18 protein-coding genes are annotated in these 18,016 nt (G+C 40.6%); 10 read left to right on the top strand and 8 right to left on the bottom strand.

The features are described 5' to 3' along the window. Positions 1 to 61 precede the first annotated feature (61 nt). Positions 62 to 655, top strand: a complete 594-nt coding sequence (locus tag IKG78_RS10140) for a hypothetical protein (RefSeq protein WP_290942982.1) — start codon at positions 62 to 64, stop codon at positions 653 to 655. Between the two features lie 199 nt (positions 656 to 854). Here IKG78_RS10140 and IKG78_RS10135 read toward each other — a convergent pair whose 3' ends face one another. Beyond that, positions 855 to 1,853, bottom strand: a complete 999-nt coding sequence (locus IKG78_RS10135) for a hypothetical protein (RefSeq protein ID WP_290942980.1) — start codon at positions 1,851 to 1,853, stop codon at positions 855 to 857. A 39-nt stretch (positions 1,854 to 1,892) separates the two neighbouring features. Then, a complete protein-coding gene (locus IKG78_RS10130; protein ID WP_290942978.1) occupies positions 1,893 to 3,056 on the bottom strand; it encodes an SGNH/GDSL hydrolase family protein in 1,164 nt (387 codons plus the stop codon). Between the two features lie 196 nt (positions 3,057 to 3,252). Between IKG78_RS10130 and IKG78_RS10125 the strand changes: the two genes are divergently transcribed. Next, positions 3,253 to 4,905, top strand: coding sequence for a VWA domain-containing protein (locus IKG78_RS10125; RefSeq protein ID WP_290942976.1), 1,653 nt, complete (start codon positions 3,253 to 3,255; stop codon positions 4,903 to 4,905). A gap of 160 nt (positions 4,906 to 5,065) precedes the next feature. Continuing rightward, positions 5,066 to 5,719 carry an AraC family transcriptional regulator gene (locus tag IKG78_RS10120; RefSeq protein WP_290942974.1) on the top strand — a complete coding sequence of 218 codons (654 nt, stop codon included), beginning with the start codon at positions 5,066 to 5,068 and terminating at the stop codon, positions 5,717 to 5,719. A 256-nt stretch (positions 5,720 to 5,975) separates the two neighbouring features. Here IKG78_RS10120 and IKG78_RS10115 read toward each other — a convergent pair whose 3' ends face one another. Continuing rightward, on the bottom strand, positions 5,976 to 6,380 hold the full coding sequence (locus tag IKG78_RS10115) for a cupin domain-containing protein (RefSeq protein WP_290942971.1): 405 nt from the start codon (positions 6,378 to 6,380) through the stop codon (positions 5,976 to 5,978). Between the two features lie 193 nt (positions 6,381 to 6,573). On the opposite strand from IKG78_RS10115, the gene IKG78_RS10110 reads away from it, so the two are divergent. Continuing rightward, positions 6,574 to 7,512 carry a DUF2971 domain-containing protein gene (locus IKG78_RS10110; RefSeq protein WP_290942969.1) on the top strand — a complete coding sequence of 313 codons (939 nt, stop codon included), beginning with the start codon at positions 6,574 to 6,576 and terminating at the stop codon, positions 7,510 to 7,512. A gap of 185 nt (positions 7,513 to 7,697) precedes the next feature. Here IKG78_RS10110 and IKG78_RS10105 read toward each other — a convergent pair whose 3' ends face one another. Both IKG78_RS10105 and IKG78_RS10100 read right to left on the bottom strand, forming a co-directional pair. Continuing rightward, entirely contained in the window at positions 7,698 to 10,484 is a 2,787-nt protein-coding gene (locus IKG78_RS10105) for a hypothetical protein (RefSeq protein ID WP_290942967.1), read from the bottom strand. Positions 10,485 to 10,496: 12 nt separating this feature from the next. Next, positions 10,497 to 12,275 carry a hypothetical protein gene (locus IKG78_RS10100; protein ID WP_290942965.1) on the bottom strand — a complete coding sequence of 593 codons (1,779 nt, stop codon included), beginning with the start codon at positions 12,273 to 12,275 and terminating at the stop codon, positions 10,497 to 10,499. 428 nt (positions 12,276 to 12,703) lie between these two features. Between IKG78_RS10100 and IKG78_RS10095 the strand changes: the two genes are divergently transcribed. Together IKG78_RS10095 and IKG78_RS10090 are read left to right on the top strand one after the other, a co-directional pair. After that, positions 12,704 to 13,234, top strand: a complete 531-nt coding sequence (locus tag IKG78_RS10095) for a Panacea domain-containing protein (protein WP_290942963.1) — start codon at positions 12,704 to 12,706, stop codon at positions 13,232 to 13,234. Positions 13,235 to 13,236: 2 nt separating this feature from the next. Further along, positions 13,237 to 13,464 (top strand): hypothetical protein, encoded by a 228-nt coding sequence (locus IKG78_RS10090; RefSeq protein WP_290942961.1) that lies wholly within the window; start codon positions 13,237 to 13,239, stop codon positions 13,462 to 13,464. A gap of 174 nt (positions 13,465 to 13,638) precedes the next feature. Here IKG78_RS10090 and IKG78_RS10085 read toward each other — a convergent pair whose 3' ends face one another. After that, a complete protein-coding gene (locus IKG78_RS10085; RefSeq protein ID WP_290942959.1) occupies positions 13,639 to 13,857 on the bottom strand; it encodes a hypothetical protein in 219 nt (72 codons plus the stop codon). A 198-nt stretch (positions 13,858 to 14,055) separates the two neighbouring features. Between IKG78_RS10085 and IKG78_RS10080 the strand changes: the two genes are divergently transcribed. The 4 genes from IKG78_RS10080 to IKG78_RS10065 all read left to right on the top strand — a co-directional run bounded on the left by IKG78_RS10080 (position 14,056) and on the right by IKG78_RS10065 (position 15,303). Beyond that, positions 14,056 to 14,268 (top strand): hypothetical protein, encoded by a 213-nt coding sequence (locus IKG78_RS10080; protein ID WP_290942957.1) that lies wholly within the window; start codon positions 14,056 to 14,058, stop codon positions 14,266 to 14,268. A gap of 96 nt (positions 14,269 to 14,364) precedes the next feature. Further along, positions 14,365 to 14,565: a DUF3791 domain-containing protein gene (locus IKG78_RS10075; RefSeq protein ID WP_290942954.1), complete on the top strand. Its 201-nt coding sequence runs from the start codon at positions 14,365 to 14,367 to the stop codon at positions 14,563 to 14,565. Beyond that, on the top strand, positions 14,562 to 15,062 hold the full coding sequence (locus tag IKG78_RS10070) for a DUF3990 domain-containing protein (protein WP_290942952.1): 501 nt from the start codon (positions 14,562 to 14,564) through the stop codon (positions 15,060 to 15,062). The genes IKG78_RS10075 and IKG78_RS10070 overlap by 4 nt, the downstream gene beginning before the upstream one ends. 1 nt (position 15,063) lies before the next feature. Beyond that, positions 15,064 to 15,303: a hypothetical protein gene (locus IKG78_RS10065; RefSeq protein WP_290942950.1), complete on the top strand. Its 240-nt coding sequence runs from the start codon at positions 15,064 to 15,066 to the stop codon at positions 15,301 to 15,303. A gap of 141 nt (positions 15,304 to 15,444) precedes the next feature. Here the strand turns inward: IKG78_RS10065 and IKG78_RS10060 are convergent, their stop codons facing one another. Both IKG78_RS10060 and IKG78_RS10055 read right to left on the bottom strand, forming a co-directional pair. Continuing rightward, on the bottom strand, positions 15,445 to 16,773 hold the full coding sequence (locus tag IKG78_RS10060) for a hypothetical protein (protein ID WP_290942948.1): 1,329 nt from the start codon (positions 16,771 to 16,773) through the stop codon (positions 15,445 to 15,447). A 470-nt stretch (positions 16,774 to 17,243) separates the two neighbouring features. Beyond that, positions 17,244 to 18,016, bottom strand: a 773-nt coding sequence (locus IKG78_RS10055; RefSeq protein ID WP_290942946.1) for an adenosylhomocysteinase, incomplete at its 5' end; no start/stop codon positions are given.

Genomic DNA, 18,016 nt, shown 5'->3' with positions numbered 1-18,016 from the left:
AATATAGAATGCTATAAACTTAATTGTGCTTATATTATCAAATTTTTGTATATTTCAAATCATGAAAAAGATACTTGTACTCCTTTCTTTCCTTGTTCTTTCGGCTTTTGCCCAGAACGAAACCGCAGCACCGGAGAGAGTTCTCCAGCGCCCTGTCTATAATTTCCAGACGGCTGCTTTTGGCCTTGGCTTTTGGAGCAACTGGGAACATGAAGTTATTGCTGGCGATAAGATTGTTAAGCACGAAGACAATGTTACCGCTTTCCCGCTGATCCGTTACGGGCACATCTGGGAGATGACTTCTCATGGTGCAATTACGGCGATAAGCACTTGGAACTTCAAAATCGGTGACGATTGGGAAGTTCATGGCAACATGCTTTTGGGCGGTCGCTATACGTTCCTTGAAGAAATGGTTTCACCGTTCCTCGGTGCAGGTGTGGGTATCGGTATGCAGCTCGATTCTCACTTCGAAGACTGGGAATTTGGTGAAAAGTATGCAATCGGCATGAGTTTCGGCGGTGAAGTCGGTGCAAGCATCTTCCACAATTCTTCTGTCCAGTTGGAAGTAGGCTTTGGCTTTGACATTGTCGCTTCTGGTGTTGATTTCAAGAAGAGCTTCAGCAGCTTCAACCTGTTCTTCGGTATCAACTACTAATTTAGTGAACAAGAACGCCCGCGTGGATCGCCCGCGGTTTTACGTTGTCAAGCCCGCGAAAGCGGGCTTCTCTTTTTTTAACGAGATGGATGGAAAGGAGATTTCCGATTAAAAGCCGCCAAGGCGAATGCTGCGAAAATGCTTGCATTTTCATAGCTGAGCCAAAGAGCTTTGTACTTGTACAAATCGGGAATGACATTTATACTGCGATTTTGAAGTCGTTCAGCGGAGAGCGGCGGTTGATTTTGCCTTGTTGCTGCAATCGTTCGACAAGGATTCCCGGACGCACATGGAACAGTCCTGAAAAATGTTGTATGCAACGACGTTCGCTGAAACGTCCGCAGCAAATCAGTTCGCATTCTTCGGCTTCGGAAAGGAGCATGTCTTGTGCGAATTTCTCGGCTTCGATTTCGGGGATGTTTTGGTCGGTTTTAGAATTGCCGTTCATCCCGAGTTGCAAACAAACGATACGCTTCGGGTGCTGGAGCAAATGGCCGATGGCGTGGAAAAGAGCCCCAAGGTATTTGGAGTCATCCATTTTCGTGGTCGGGAATTGGATGACGGGGCGTGAGCCTCTCCAATAGAATGCGCAAATTGGCGTGGGGGCGGTGAGGAACGGCTCTACTTCGATGTATTCGATTCCGCAGGATTTTAATGCTTCGCTTGCGATTAGGCGAACGCTTTGATAATGGAAAAACAAGTTCTTCCGCAAAAATTTCAAGTTGGCAAGGATTGCTTCTTGGTCGGGGGTAAAATCGGTAGCTTTTCGCACGACTTGCAGTTCGCCCAAGCGGATCCATGCAGCGTATGTTTGCGGGTTTGCGGATTGCAACGTAGTGCTGTAGTATTTTTCGAATCCGGCGATGCTCCCGATTTGCAAGAATTTGAAAATGGCTCGCACGAGGTCTGCGTCTTTGACGTTTTCGGGGATGTGCCCTGTTTTTTGCAATGCACGGATGGGGAACTTGCGGACCCACGGCAAGAGCTTTTCGAGTTCTTTGGTGCGTTTGGAGCCATTGTCGGATTCACAAGAATCACAATCGCTGATGCTTCCGAAAGCGAGTTCAAAAGCAGTCTTTGCTTCGATGGTTTGTGTTTCCATGAGGCTACTACGGGAACAGGCAAGACGACTAAAAAGTTCTTCTTGCGTGATATGTTCCTTTTTTTGAAGTTGCTTAACGGATTCTTTCAAGCTCATACTAAAAAAATAAATAATTAACGTCTTAAGTGGCAAATTTTATTTCAGTAATTCTTCGGGGACGCATTCGGCCATCGCTTCGTACGCTTTGGCGCTGGGGTGCAAGTGGTCGCCGGAGTCGAAGTTGTTGGCGAATCGCTTGGGGTCGTCGTGGCCGCGGACCGCTTTGTCGAAATCGACGCAACCGTCAAATTCGGGGGAGGTTCTGAGCCATTCATTGAACGCCATGCGGATGAGGTCGCGGTTTTCGTTGTAAGTGCGCCAGCCGTAAATCGGCAGCAGCGTGCCGCTGTAAACTTTGAGGCCGAGCTTGCGTGCATGAGTGATGTAGAGCGAACGTACACCGTTGATGAGGTCGTCTGCGGTGGGCATGTCGCTCCAGGGGCGGAACTTGTTGACTTCGACACCGACCGGGTGAATGATGTCGTTGATGCCGTGCTGCACGATGACGGAGCGGGCGCCTGCTACGTTCATTTCGATGGGAAAGCGCGTGGCGCCTTTGAGGCCGTAGGCCGCGTATGTGATGCAGCTGTATTCGCGCAAGATGCGTGTGCCGCTGACTGCGCGACGGATGATGGATACGTTGTTGTAACCTTCGCGGGCGCAGCGGAGCGAGAGGTAGTCGGGCCAGTCCTGCGCGGTGATGGAATCGCCAAAGCAGACGAGCGCGAAGTTCTTTTCTTCGGTGAAAATGTCGATGGTGTTGAGAAAGTAAATCCAGTTCGTTTTGCGCGTGAGGTTGTCTGGAAGTGTGGGTGATTTTGCAAAGTTGCCGTAGCTGTACTTGCCGCCGGAAAGCGGGCCCGTGATAGCTGTGCCGGCGTTCATTTGTGTGAAATCTGCGAAATGCATGCTTACATCGAACATTTCGCCGGCGGCCACGTCGAACGCGATTTCGTCGCTCAGGATTTCTTCGCCAGCGGGGATGGTGCCGGAAATGTTGCCCGCAAACGTGATGGGTGTCGGGGTGTATTCGAACTGTGTGGATTTTGCGATGTATGCTTCGCTGATGGTTACGGGTTCCGTGCCAGTGAGGTTTGAAAAATGGAACCGCAACTTATTCCCCGAAAAGCATGCACGAATCGGGTAGCGGAGCGTCAAGTCTTTGGCGTAAGTCGCTTCCTTGCGATCTGTAATGGAGGTGGCATTGCCCCAGCAGGCTACCCATTTTGAAAATCTCTTTGACGAAATTTTTTCTGACATGTAAACTCCGCGAAATGTTAAGGATGAACCAAAGATAGATAATTTGCTTTTCTTTGTGTAGTGTCAAGAAATTGTGTAAGTAAATGACAAAAAAATTACAATAAAAATTGTAAAAATCATTTATCCACCTTCTTTGAAAAATTGTTGGTCTCGCAAAAATGAATGTGCTAGTTTGAAGAAAAAAAAGGAGTGAATCATGAAAAACTTAAAATATAAATTGTTCGTAATCATTGCGGTGCTTGCACTTACTGTGTTCTTTATATTCGTGTATTGCAGTAACAAAAGCGAACATAAAACAACAGATGACGATGCGACCCGTGTCGAAGATTCTGATGAAAGTCGTACCGAAGTTGCGACTGCTACTGATAAAAGTTCGGATGCGGAACCCGCGATGATGTATTCGACGCTTGCTGCATCTCCGTCCTATGAATTAGTTTCGAAAACATACGCAAAAGATATTGATAAAGTAATGAAAAGCGTGAGTGGGATCACTACATCTGGGAAAACAGTCCTTGGAAGACGCGGAAGGGCTTCTGCTGCTTTTAACGAAGGCTTTGTTGCCAGTGGTTCAGGCGGCATCGGCGATGGTTTAGCCGGACTGCTTGGAGGGAGCGCTTCAGGCATTAAAGAATCTAGAGGGAAAGTTAGATCATCTCCAAAATCTTATGATATGGCGATGTCTCGTGATAAACCTGCTCTAAAAAAGAGCAAGATTCGAGTCTCGGAACGCTATATCAGTAGAGATGACGACGACGATGATGACGAGCCAGCCTATAGAAAAAGTAAACGACGTGGTGGCAAAAATGATAGCCGAAAGTCGGGATTGCTCACGGCGGGCGAGTGGAACGACTTAAACAATTGGGGCTTTTGGACAGACATTCTTGACGATGAAAATTACAGTGGAAAGACGGATTACTGGGAATTTTACCCGGAAAATCTTGTGGTGGTAAAAGTGGTCGATAATAATAACGTCGGTATCGCCAACGTTTCTGTAGAACTCTTTAACAGCAATTCACGCGAATTTACGACCAAGACGGATAATGCCGGGTATGCTTATTGCTGGATTAATTTATTTGAAGAAGGCGATAGGAAAATCAAGGCGAAAGATTTTTCGTTGAAAGTCGATGGCGATTGGGTCAATAAGTCGCTCAAGCTCACGACTAAGCAGGACCAGAAACTGAATGTCAACGTTGTTGTCGATGACAGTATCAGGCATCCCAAAGCGAGAGCTGACGTTGCGTTCATCGTAGATGCGACAGGTTCAATGGATGATGAAATTAAATTCCTCAAATCGGATCTCAGCTACATCATTGACCACGCAAGTTCGGAAAGCAAAGTGGCGTTGCGCACGGCGGCCCTGTTCTACCGCGACGAAGGCGATGCTTATCTCACTCGCGCAAACGATTTCACGAATGATGCGTCCGAGACGCAAGAGTTTGTTTCGAAGCAAGATGCCGATGGCGGTGGCGACTACGCCGAAGCGGTGCATTCTGCGCTTGAAGCCTCGCTGCAAGACCTCTCTTGGAATGCATCGGCCCGCGCACGCATTGCGTTCCTCATCCTCGACGCACCTGCACATCACGAAACTCGTGTTATCGAGAGTCTGCAAAAATCCATCAGGCGCTACGCCAAGCATGGCATCAAGCTGATCCCGGTGGCGGCAAGCGGTATCGACAAGGACACTGAATTTATGCTGAGGTTCTTTGACCTTGCGACAGGCGGCACGTACGTGTTCCTCACCGACGATAGCGGCATTGGCAATTCCCACATCAAGGCTTCTGTCGGCGATCACAAGGTGGAATATCTTACAGATTTGATCATAAGACTCATCAAGAAATATGTGAAGTAAGGAGGTAAAAATACTTTTGATAAATTGCTTGAATGGGATGTACGCGGCATGAAAACTGCATCGTGAAAATGCGCCGGCACTATAAATAAATTTTCATTCTCTGGCATTGGAGGTTGCCGGAGAATTTTTTTAATTTGCAGGGTGGTTTGCTAGGTAGAAAATGAGCGAGATTTCGTACAGCAAAAAGAATGATCAGATTGAATGTGTGCGTTACAGGGAATGGCGCAAGTCGTACCCGCCGCATACGCATGTTAGACACATGACCGTCGGCTATATTGAAAAGGGACACGTTTGCATTGTGCTGAACGGCATTGCTGAAATCTATGGTGTGGGGGACAAATTCCAAATTCCGCCGAATACGTTGCACGAAATCAGGACTGTGGGCGATGAATGCTATTCGATGGCGGTGCTGTGCATTGCTTTGGATGCAGACGAGGTGGCAAAGGAAAATGCTGACGGGGAAGCGAAGGATTATGAGCATGCGGTTGCAAGACTTGATGAATTGCGCAAAAGTATTTTGGAAAATCCTGAGAACATTTACCTGATAGAGCAAATGGCGCATGACGCGTGCATCAGCCCGTTCCACATGATACGCGAATTCAAAAAGGCCTTCGGACTTACGCCGCACCAGTTTCAAATGCAGTGCAAAGTCCGCAAGGCACAAAAATTGCTCGCTGAGAAGCCTGCGTCCGAAGTGACTTTTGATGCCGGATTTTACGACCAAAGTCACATGGACCGCTGTTTCAAGAAGGTTGTGGGCTTGAGTCCGAAAGAATATAAACGCGCCGTGAAAACGACGACGGGTTCCAATTGAAATTGAATACTTTGTTCTAATACATACTGAAATTGATTTTTGCGCTTTTAGTATGTAAAAAATGACGTGGAAACGTTGAAAAATGCATGAAAAAATGCTTTGAAGTGTTTTTTCCCTCAAAAAAGTTGAAAAAAAGGTCGATTTGGATTGAATTTTACATACTAAGACCCCTAAAAAGAGTCTTTAGTATGTAAGGTGAAATTAAGAGTTCTGAGAATTACATACTAAATGTGGTAAATCTCTTTTTAGTATGTAATTAACAAAGCGCTGGCATAAACTTCGCGAACAGATAAAGCCCTTGGTCGCCAGCATCTACCTGGTGCGGGACCTTCGCTGGCATAATCGAGACGACGCCCGGAGCGTATTCTAGCTTGGCGCCGTCATTGGTGCAAATGCCGCTCCCTGCGATGACCTCGTGCGTTTCGAGCTGGGTTTCGTGAATATGCATTTTGATGCTCTTGTTCGGCGCAATTCTCACCAAATGATAGCTAAACGTGCCGCCGGTTTCTTTCGCGGTGATGATATGTTTGAGTTCTACGCCCTCGAAAGTCGGGTGTTTGGACCAGGCGATATCCCTGAACAGAATCGTTTTGTCGGGAAGCCTAAGCTCGCCATTGTTGAATTTTTCGAAAAGATTGTTGCCGAGAAGGGCTTTTTCCATGATTTAACTCCTTTATTTGTGATTCATTCGCGACTTTTGCTAACTGTGTCGCTGTTATGTTCGAAATCTATACGAAGGAGGGTATGGAAAAATTGGATAAAATTGCGGAAATAAGGGATGAAATAAAATTATAGAATCTTTTATAAAAAAAACGATAACTTATTGTTCTAATAAATAATATTAAGGAAATAAAATGATGAACGATTATAAGAATGTGGTTGCTAAAAAATGTGTTGAATGCTTTTGTTGGGCGTTAAAAATTTTTTTGATAAAGCGTAAACAACCAAGAACTTTTTACCAATATTCTACAATTTCAGCATTTAAAGGTGTTATTGAAGGTAACAATTTGTGGGCAACACATTGGGCTTATCTGAATGATGCTAAAGAACTAAAAAGGGGAATTGAAATTGCGCATATCGTTTTTGCAAGGATAAAGCAGATAGAGCGATTTTCGTCTAATTCTGATTATTTTAGTGTTTTGGAAAAGTATGTATCTAAGTTGGATAGTAGTATTCCGTTTAATGTAGATGTTTATGTGTTATGTTTTTCTGAAGTGAAAGACAGATTAAGTTTATGGCGTGGGTATGGTAATGGGTATAATTCGGTTGTTATTGGTTATGACGCTGATGATTTAGAAATAAATGAAAATAATTTTGGATTGCCTCTTATAGGTAAAGTTATTTACAATGAAGATGAGCAAAAGAAAATGATGTTGATGTATTTAGTGCGATATTACGAAATGATTGAAGAATTGCATAAAATTTTTCCTAAGCAAAAACGAGAAATAGAAAAAATTATGAAAAGATTTTTTCTTGTGGGAATTTTGATTTTATCGCTTTTTATAAAAGAAAAATGTTGGAAAGAAGAAAAAGAGTGGAGAATGATTTTTCTTAATCCTGACATAGATTTTCTTGATTTTAAAGTAACCGACAATGGACTTATCCCTTTTATAAAAGTCCCCATTTTCAAAGATCATGCTATTAAATGCATAAAAAATGTTTGTTTGCCTAAATCGTCGAATTTTGCTTTGAGAGAAAAGGCTGTTAAAATGTTATGGAATAAGTTTTGTAATAAGAATGATATTAAAAAGGATTTAAAAGTAAAAGAGTCTTCGATTTCGATTGTTTATTGATGACTAATTGAAAAAAGTGCTGATAAATCTCCCTACATCTCCTCTAATGCAAACGGCAGCATGTATAGGGGCTTGAGTTGTAGAGCCCCTATAATGCAGATGTTGTTTCTAACTATACCAATTTCTATAAAATCGCAGTAAAAGTCCCGAGATTACAGTAATGATTAAATTAATGTCTATAACTGCTATGGCAACTTGTCAATGTGTGATTCTAGGTCTTTAGCTCTATTGATGGGGCCTGCAATCTCGTCTGCTGCCTTAAAATTCTGAGCGCTATTAATTATAAATTCGTTAAATACGGGGCTGAATTTTATTTTGCTATCCGGTATGGTATAGTGCTCCCATAGTATTGATTTTAGGTTTCTTGATGATAAAGTCATATCCGGTAAGGAGGATTTGGTATTGAGATCATTAAGTATATTGATCCCGTAGCAAATAATTGAACGAATTATAGGAATTTGTGCGTCAAAACTGTCAATCTTAAAGGTTAAATCGGAATCGCCTGGAATGTACACAACTTGGTCTTTGTATAATGCTAAGCAGTCTTGAATGAATTTGAGGCCGTCTGTTTTTGAATCTTGTTCAATTGCGTATATTAGTTCTTCAAAGAAAGTTTTTTTAGAGCCCTTCTTAAGGTTTAGCTCGTTGTCAAAATATCCTTCGAAAACGGCTCCGCATAAGAGAGGGTTGAAGTTGGCTAATTTCTTGCTTCGAGATCCTTTTGAAAAGGCTAAGAGTTTGTTTTTGTCTGGTGATAGGAAAAACTGAATGTCAGTTGATCCGTTTTCCAATTCCTTATAGAACTGACGCCCCAAGAGGAATAAAATGTTTATTGTCCCATTGGGACGTAAATCTAGCCTTCGTATTGAAGGTATTAGCCGGTACATTAAGGAACGTATGTCTTGCGTGGGGGTATTTTGAACTTTTGAGATTAATTTTTGCAGATATGGATCGTCTGATTCGTCATGAATCAGGACTCTTGAAGATAAGTTATATTGGTTTGCAATATTGGCGATTCCCCTTGCTTGTGGTTTTTCACTGATTGTCAATTGGTTGGCAATAATATTATTTATTTTTTCAATAGTATCATCGTCTAGATAAAATTCTATCCTGTCGATGAATCTTTGGATTTTTTCAACATTATACCTATTGAGCCACTTCTTTATTCTGTTTTCGGTTAATAGACGTTTAACTACTTCAGAAGATTTATAAATGCCAATGCTGTTGCTCCATTCTTTTATAGCTATCGAAAAATCTTCCAAAGATATAGCGTCCATTATGGAATCAATCTGTTCTTCATCTAGAATTCGGTTTTCGTTTCTGAGGAGAATTAAAAGATTTGAACTCCATATGGGTGGTGCGTTTCTAGTTATTGAACCGATATTTTTGGTGAAATAGCTTATATTGTCTCTTACAATAGTGTAGAGTATTTTGTCATAATCTTTATTTCGATAAACTCTTCTAAAAGCCAATTCCGTCAACTTTTCCATTTTGAGAATAGGAATATTTTTATTTTCTAAAATCTCCGAGGAAATTAATTCAAAAATATCGACATCATTTTTTATTAAAAAGTCGGATTCTTTTTCAAACAATTCTACGCTTACTTTTTCTTCGGTCAAAAGAAAATTGTAGAATTCTTTTAAATAGAAGTCTCTTCCGTTGGAATCTATCGGGAATCTGAGGATGCTATCGCTCATTTTTTGGATTTGTTTGTTTGCGAATAGAATAGTATCTTCGATGTTCTTGCATTGGAAAATATAAAGAAGGTTGTTGAAATCTACTTTTATCTTGTTGCGTTGGATTAATTCGTGGATTAAATCTAAGTTGAGAGATAGAATAAAGTCGGTACGGTCTTTGGATGAATAAAAAATAGGAAGGTTGGTTAAGTCAATAATTTCGTCCTGTATTTTTTCAGCGATTAAAAGAACTACATCATCTTGGACTGGTGTTGTAAAAATAAAGTCAATAATGCCTATAGGAGAAAAAAGGATGTTTGTTTCGGTAAGGAGTATATTTTCCGCAAATTGCGTAATTTTTTCCGCATCTTTGGATATTCTGTCTCTTAACCTTGGATTTGTCCTAATATAATCATAGTAGTAACGAGGCTGCAGTTCATTTTGTTTACTGAGTGCAATGTCCAGGTTCGATTTTGATAATTGGAACATTTTATTTTTGATCAAAATGTCCTGAGTCGAATTGTCGTAAATGGATAAATCCTTTATTTCGAGATTGAATCCTAAAAGTTTATTTTTAAATTTCGAGTCTTGTTCTGTTTTTTTTAGAATGTTTTCAAAGATGGTCTTTCTTTTCTTGAAAAAATCAGTGATCCAATTATTTTGATCTTCTTCTGTGTTGAGTTTACTGAGTAAGTCACAGAATAATAAGCCTGAATTGTCGCTAAAAAAAGCTAAAAGGATTTCCAACTTGGATTTACTTTTGCTGAGTTTGTTATTTAGTTCTGTAATAAGTTTTCCAATAATATCGGATTTGTCATTTCGATTGCTTATGGAATCTATGTATTGATCTATAAAGTTGTTATTTTCGTCATCCTTGCTATAGTTCTGGATGGCGTTTATAAACCAATGGAGCTGCTGCGAAAGGTCATTGATTATAAGGTAGGTTAGAATGTCATTGTTCAGGACTGAAGGTTCTGACCATTGGTAGTCCCTTATTTCTCTTAGAACCAAATCTGGTTGATTAATTTCTATTTTAAAATCGGGGTTGTGATTTTCTTTAATGATGTTTAAATAGTAACGTTCCCATGTACTGAAAAGGGCGTCGTAGGAACTTTCGATATAGTAACGGTAGTCTTCGTTAATGAAACCATTGGATAACATTATAAAGAGAAGGTCTTCGTTAACTTTTTCTTTATCGGAGTATTTCTTCTCGATTTCTTTCTTTTTTTGCCTTATTATAGCTTTAAATTTTTCACTGTCTTCGCCAGTTAAGATTTGTTTTATTGATTCGCTCATTTTTTTTCCTGGTTACTGATTTGTGTCTGTTTCCGAAGAATCTTCCTGACTATTTTCTGATTCTTTTTCATAATCGATGATGGCATTGTTTAAACTATAATAGAGAACGCCTTCTTTTTTCAATATTTTTTGAAAATCATTAGGGAATAAATTTTTATACAGGATTAAAGAAAATAATTTTTCGTCATGATCTTTGCCGTAAATTTCATTCAATTCTTTTTGTTTATCTTTATTTTCCGCTTTGATTTGCTCCATGAGCTTGCCATGTTGAATTACATTCATTCTTTTGTATATTTTAAATTCGTTAAAACAGTTTTTTATTATACGGAGGTCGGTTAAGTATATCTTTATTTTTTGTAGGAAATCTTCGCTAAGATAGGGCTTGTCATCTTCTATTTTTTTGGGGTCATCTCTTAAATAATGGTCTTGTATAAATTTGATAGAGTCGTTTCCGCCGTTTATAATAGGGACGATGGTTACGATATAATCAAAAAATTTAGTCCGTTCTTCTGCTGTCAGGATGTCATCTTTAACCATGTAGATGAATTTGACATTGTCTTTGGTTGGAGGGTAGCTGTTTATCAGTTTGTTCAATTCCCTTAGTTTTGTAAAAATGCTTTGCATTTCAAATCGGTCTAAATCCTCAATGACAACGCAGTTGCATTTGGTTGCTTCGAAGAAATAAACAATCTCGCTAATATATTTGCTGAATAATGATTCGTTCTTATTTAATGTGATTTCGACATTGCTTACGCATATTTTGGAAATTCTGAGCTTGTTTATCTTCTGAATTCCCCAAAAAATGGAAATAAAGAAGATGCATAAAGTAATCGGAATGTATAAAGTATTGAGCTGAAGGGGGTGTCTCGACCAAGCTGTGATAATGTTTGATATGGTGTCATTTGCTAGGGATGAAATTATAACAATGGAGAAAAATAGCAAATAAGCCAAAATAAAGGTTTTTAGGTTTGATAAATTTTTAATTCTTGAAAAGTAGGAATATTTTAGATCGCTGCCTTTATATGAAAAAGTAATTTGTTGGATTATGGCCCTTTCGATTTCGGATTCCAAATTTTTTTTAGGTTCGTTTTTGTGTTTTGGATCGGTGAATTTGGCTAGGGATATTTCAACAATGTTCCTGTATTTTAAAAGTTTTTTTTCTTCGCGGAAGGTTTTCCAGATAGAACTTTTTCCAGAGCCGTAAGGGCCGGTTATGGCAATGTTCTTTATTTCGGGATGATTATCTAAAATGGCAAATTCAAGCTGACGGAACGCCTCGTCGGTATTCTTGTCGGCTTTATCGGTTGGCGCAAGGGGATAGTATGAGTCAGGGTCTTTTTTGTTCTTTTTTGATTTTCGTCGAAAAATAAAACATCTTATTTTTAAGATAAAATGTTTTAAATGTATTATTACTAAAATAAATCCGAACAAAAGAGGGCAGATAATAATTAATATATATTCTTCTATATTTACCAAGTAGTCTCTAAATGTTTTAGAAAGTTCTTTAAGGGTTTGAAGAACGTCATCTTGGTTGGTATTTTCAATATGGATATGGTTTATTCGACAGTCTGCACCGTGACATTGAACCTTATTGCTGTTTGAAACATTGGCGCTAGCCACAAAGCTGATGGCGAAATTGGTAGACGAACTATCTGCGTTGAGCGTTGTATCGGCGTTTTCGATTGTTTTGTTTACTTGTTGCGAACTAGGAACATTAGAGGGGTCTGCTGTTTCGCAGCCCCAGAAAATAAGGCACAGGGCTAGCGCAAATAATATAAAGATAGGCTTCATGTCAAATAAAAATCGTTTGTTTGTCTCGGATAAAATCGATTTGAATTTATAAAAATGTTTTCATGTTGAAAATTTATAATAAAATTGTAAATTAAATAAAGTAAAAATATGTGATTTGCAGGAGAAAAACTAAAAGAATTCAGGCGTCCTTCACCAAAAGCAGTGTGAAACCTATAAGCAGAATAAATTATTGTTTGTCATGCGGTAAGTTTGCTTAAGAATACCTCTGATCGGAATGATTAATATATTTTAATGTCTAGACGCTTGACAATAGTCCAAAAGATTTATATATTCTATAGTGCTCAAAAGAGCAAAATTATATAACAAACAGTGCCTTGCGGTTGTTTTTTTGCTTGTCCGCAAGGAAAGGAGTATATGAAATTGAATCCGAGTTATGTATATTTTCAATGCAACTTGATGGAGGCATTATGCTTTTTAACGTAGAAAAGCTCATGGGCATCATCGCGTGCATTATGAAAAAGATGGACGTGAAATCCATCAATTACATGAAGGTCATCAAGTTGATGTATCTTTCGGACAGGTTGCATATCGATAAATACGATTCGTCAATTTCTAACGATGAGTATTATTCGATGCCGCATGGCCCTGTTCTTTCTAGGCTTTACAATCTTATCATGAACGAGTCCTGTGACAAGTTCCAAAAAGAATGGGACAAGTTCTTTTTACGGGACGGATACGATATCGCCATAAGGGATATCTCGGTCAACGAAAAGATTCTTGAATTGTCTCGTGCCGAAGAGAATACCATTGACGAGATTGTGGATAAATATGGCAAGATGGACAAGTGGGATCCGCACAAGCTCCCTGAATGGGAAGATCCGCAGGGTTCTTCTATTCCGTTGCCGTTACGCAAGATCATGGAAGCCTTGGGCAAGGACAAAAAAGAGATTGACGCAGTCCTTGCAGAAAGTGCAATCTACGAAAAAGAGTTTGCGTAACCATGCCGCAGAGTTTCTTTATGTTCAGTGGCTCGACAAGCCACATTCATTTCGTGATTTCCGAAAAGAATTCTGAAGGGAATTCTCTGGTGGTAAACGCCTCCACGTATCGCGATATGCGCGGCGAAGATACGACATGTATTCTCCAGCCGGGGGATCATCCGTTTATCAAGGCTGTTTCGTATATCCCGTATCGATATGCCCGTGAAATGAGCTGGAATGACATTTAAAAGAAAAATCCCGTAGAGGATGTTTCTGCAGATTTGTACGATAAACTCCGTGATGGGGCAAGGCGTTCGGACTTTTTCCCGAGAAAGTTGTTGAAATATGTCTTGTAATGAGTCTTAGCTTCCAAAAATTGTGTCTAAAAGTTAAGTCTGCGGTGGTTCCCACAGGCTTCGCCATTATCCCCTGATGAAGTTCAGTATCTTGTCATAGGTCCGGTTGCTCTTGCCGATGGCCTCGATGAGTTCTCGTTTGTGATTCTCTTTGCGGCGGTCCATGAGTTCCCTGAGCTTTGCGGATGCATTCTCGTAGCATGCCTTTGCCCTTTCAAACGCAAACTTCGCCGCCTCTGTTTTCGTGTCGAGGTATCCCGACATCCTCTTCCATCTAGTCTTCATCCATCGCCTGCTTCTTGCCCTTGGCGAATTCCTTGCTTAGGACGGTTATGTTTAAGTGCAAAAATTTTGGAAGTTCAATGAGTATTGCTTTGATGTTGAATGGTCCGTTTGAAATTCGGTTGAACATTTATAAGAAAGATTCCATGCAACTCGTAGCAGAACTTGGAAAATTTTCTATTGTTAATGCAGAAAAGTAATATGCCTGATTCCATAAATGATAAACAATCCCCGGCTGAAATGGCTGCCTCTTCGGAGCAAGCCTCTGTAGCTCCGTCCCAGACTCCTTCTTCTGCACGCATCAAGCGGATGCGCGGTTGGTTGGGTGTGAAAAGTTCTTCGTCGTTGGGCGGTTATGATGATGGCGGCGGTGGTGTCGTCTACGGTGATGGGCATTCCGGTTGGAACCGGTGATATCTGATTAAGACGAAAAAAAACACGATAAATGAGATTAAGCGGTTCCTTGGATTCTTGAAAAAAGTTATATTCCGAATAAACCCAAGGTGCAAAATGTCTGTTCTTTCGTTTAAGACATACTGTATCGAAAACTACGCAGAACATAGCGGCAAGGCTTCTAGTGAAGTCTATGAACTCTTTGCGCACTCCGGTTTGCTCAAAATGTTGCAAGATGATTATGAGGACTTGCATGGCATGGGCAAAGAATACCTGATGGATTTTTTTGACAAGTGGTTTAGCGGGGCTGTAAAATGATATTATACCATGGTTCCGATTTAGAAATTGTCACACCCAAAATTATCACCTCCGAAAAGGGGCGCGATTTTGGATTTGGCTTTTATACCACGACCATCCGGGAACAGGCGGAACGTTGGGCCAAGCGTATTGCAAAATTGCATGGTCGCCAAGATGGTCTACTGCATACCCCTGTTGTAAGCGTTTTTGAATTTGACGAAGATGCTGCTCAAAATCTGAAACGGAAATCTTTTAGCGAAGCCTCGATGGACTGGCTTGAGCTGGTCGTCAAATGCCGTTCAGACCTCAAGTACCACCACGATTACGACATCGTGTTCGGCAAAATTGCAAACGACAGCGTTGGCGAAACCATCGAATATGTGCTTGCCGGAATCATGCGCAAGGAAGATGCGATTGAACGGTTGAAGTTTGAAAAGATTAACGACCAGATGTGCTTTAATACTGAGACGTCGTTGAAAACGATTCGCTTTGTAGAATCATATACTTTGAAGGTGTAGCATGGCAGCTGATACACATCATCTTGTTAAGTCTATCTTGATTCCACAAGTGGTATCAATGCTGATGGAAATTTATTCCATTTCGGAAAATGAAGCCATACGAATCGTATATACGTCACCCACAGGGAAATGCCTTGACGACGATTCGCTTGGACTTTACGGACAAAGTGCCCATTACATTTGCGGGCTTATTGAAAAGGATATTCAGAGGAACCCGGAGTTGTTGAAAGAGGCGGGGTGAGGAAGAATGCAATCCTTGGGAGAATATCCTTCCGACGTATAAATAGAGTCCAAAAATATTGAAAATCACGTTACAAGCGGGTTGTGGCGAAGTACGGGGAAAATAAAAAAAGTTCTAGTGGAGAAAAAATTACTGGACTTATTATTCTGAAGGAAAGACGATTGTTTTTGATTGAAAAGGAAAAAAAGAATTACAATATTTGGTTATTTTCTTTGTTTCAAGATTAAAATGTATGTGACATGCGTTTGGAAAGAAGTTGTTTGGTAATGGATATAATGCTTTGGGGTTATGAATAATAACAATTCCATTTGACCACATTTCATGAGCAAATTCACGTTCTTTAACTTGATATACAAACTTTTGTACTTTTGATTTCTCTTTGCACAATCCTTGGTGAAACATAATTGTATTTCGCTTATCAAAGCCTCGTTCTTTTCCAATTCGATTGAATTTTGAAAGAATTCCTAGCGGTGTTGCAATAACTGCGCTCAGGTGTTCTACGTTATCTTGATTGAAGAAAAATCCTGATGGTATTTTTGTTCCATTTGCTTTGGTATATGATTCAACCTTTCTAGGAGGATCTTGTGTAAAATCGTATCCGAATAATAATTCTATTAAAGTGCTTAACTCAATGGACTCTTTTGATTCGTCATAAAAATTTTGAATTGCAATTACAAAAGGTTTTTTGTTCAACCCTTCTTTTTCCCAGTAATGTGTTTTTAAAGCGCCTTTTTTTTCTTGTGATATATGTTTCAGTTTATCGTATAATGCACCACTCCAAAGAATTGCCATGTTATTATGAAATAGACTTTTATCGTATGTTTTATTTTCTAAGGTGTTTTTTGTGACAGCTTCTATTCCAATTGTCAGGTTTTCATTGTATACGACAAAATCGGGGGAAGTTCTTGTTCTGTCTATTTCCTTATTTTCTTCAATGAAATAATTGAATAAAAATAGTTCCCATAATCTTTGATTAAAACCAGTTGATTGAAATTGCTGAATAAAATTGCCATCAATGTCTATGTAGTAGGGCATTATTTTTTCAATCAAATTTTTTGCAGAATTCCACTCGAATTTATCTTTTAATATTTTATAATTGATGTGTTGTTTTTCTTCTTTGACTACATCTTTGAATAATTCCATTTTCTTTTGAGATTCGCAGTCGTTTTGTGGAAAAACGTCGCCATGATTTTGTAATGAATCTAATTTTTCAGAAATCCACTGAAAAGCTTCGTTTGGAGAAGGAAAATTTGTTTTGCTATCGAAACATCGTATTTTCCCGATTTCATCTTTTCCCAGTAGTACTGCTGAAAAATCTAAATCACATGAGTCTAGAATGATTGTTGCTAAAATTTTTTCGTAAGGGTCCGAAAACCATGCAATCTCTTTACCCAAAAATATGGGAAGAGCTTTATATGTCCAACGGTATAAATCAAATTTTGATTTAGATATTGATTTGATGTTTTTCATGGTCTGTAAATTTTATTTTTTTTTTGTTTTTAAAATAACTAGGAAATATTTCTCAGAGTAAATGGAACGCCAAATTTGTTATCAATCTATAAATTTTATGTCATCGTTAATCGTGAATCCGTTATGTCCACCATTAATTTGGCCTTTTTGCCTAAAAGTTATTGGAATGTATAGTTTTATTTCTTTTTTGGAATAGCAAAAAAACACTTAGGCTAAATCAATGAACTTTTTCTTTATTAGTCTTGTTATATTCGCGGATCTTATCAGGTTCAGCGAACCTATGACAAATGAAACAATCCCTCGGCAGGTGCCGAGGGATTGTCGTTAGAATTTGTATTGAGATTGCTTCGGAGCCGTTGGCCCCTCGCAATGACAAATCAGATATCGCAGGGATTAACGCTTTGTAATTTCAAAGCTCAGAGGCACGAAGTGCCGTGCTCATACATCAGAGCGCAGCGCCCTCATACCTACTAATACCTGTAATGATCAGCCTTGTATGGGCCTTCGACAGGCACGCCGATGTAGTCGGCCTGGGCCTTGGTGAGGGTCGTCAGGTGGACGCCGAGCTTTTCGAGGTGGAGGCGTGCGACCTTTTCGTCGAGGATCTTCGGGAGCGTATAGACGACGCCGCTTTCGTACTTGATGCCGGCGACAGTCTGCTTGCCCTGGGCATTGAGCCAGAGGTCGATCTGGGCGATGGTCTGGTTCGTGAAGGAGGCACTCATCACGAAGCTCGGGTGACCGGTAGCGCAGCCGAGGTTCAGCAGGCGGCCTTCGGCGAGCACGAGAATGCTGTGGCCGTCCGGGAAAATCCATTCATCGTACTGTGGCTTGATTTCGTTCCTCTTGATGCCCGGAATTTTCTTGAGGCCGGCCATGTCGATTTCGTTGTCGAAGTGGCCGATGTTACCGACGATGGCGCGGTGCTTCATCTTTTCCATCTGGGCGGCGCTGATGATGCCGGTGTTGCCGGTGGTGGTTACGAAGATGTCGGCGTAGCTAACGACTTCGTCGAGGGTCTTGACTTCGTAGCCTTCCATGGCTGCCTGGAGTGCGCAAATCGGGTCAATTTCGGTGATGATCACGCGGGCGCCCTGGCCGCGCAGGGACTGGGCGCAGCCCTTACCCACGTCGCCGTAGCCGCAGACGACTGCAATCTTGCCGGCCATCATCACGTCGGTGGCGCGGTTGATGCCGTCGATGAGGGAGTGGCGGCAGCCGTAGAGGTTGTCGAACTTGGACT

Origin of the sequence: Fibrobacter sp., assembly GCF_017545445.1 — a bacterium.
Lineage (GTDB): Bacteria > Fibrobacterota > Fibrobacteria > Fibrobacterales > Fibrobacteraceae > Fibrobacter.
Note: the sequence above shows the minus strand (reverse complement) of the source record. Positions and strands in the feature narration are given on the sequence as shown.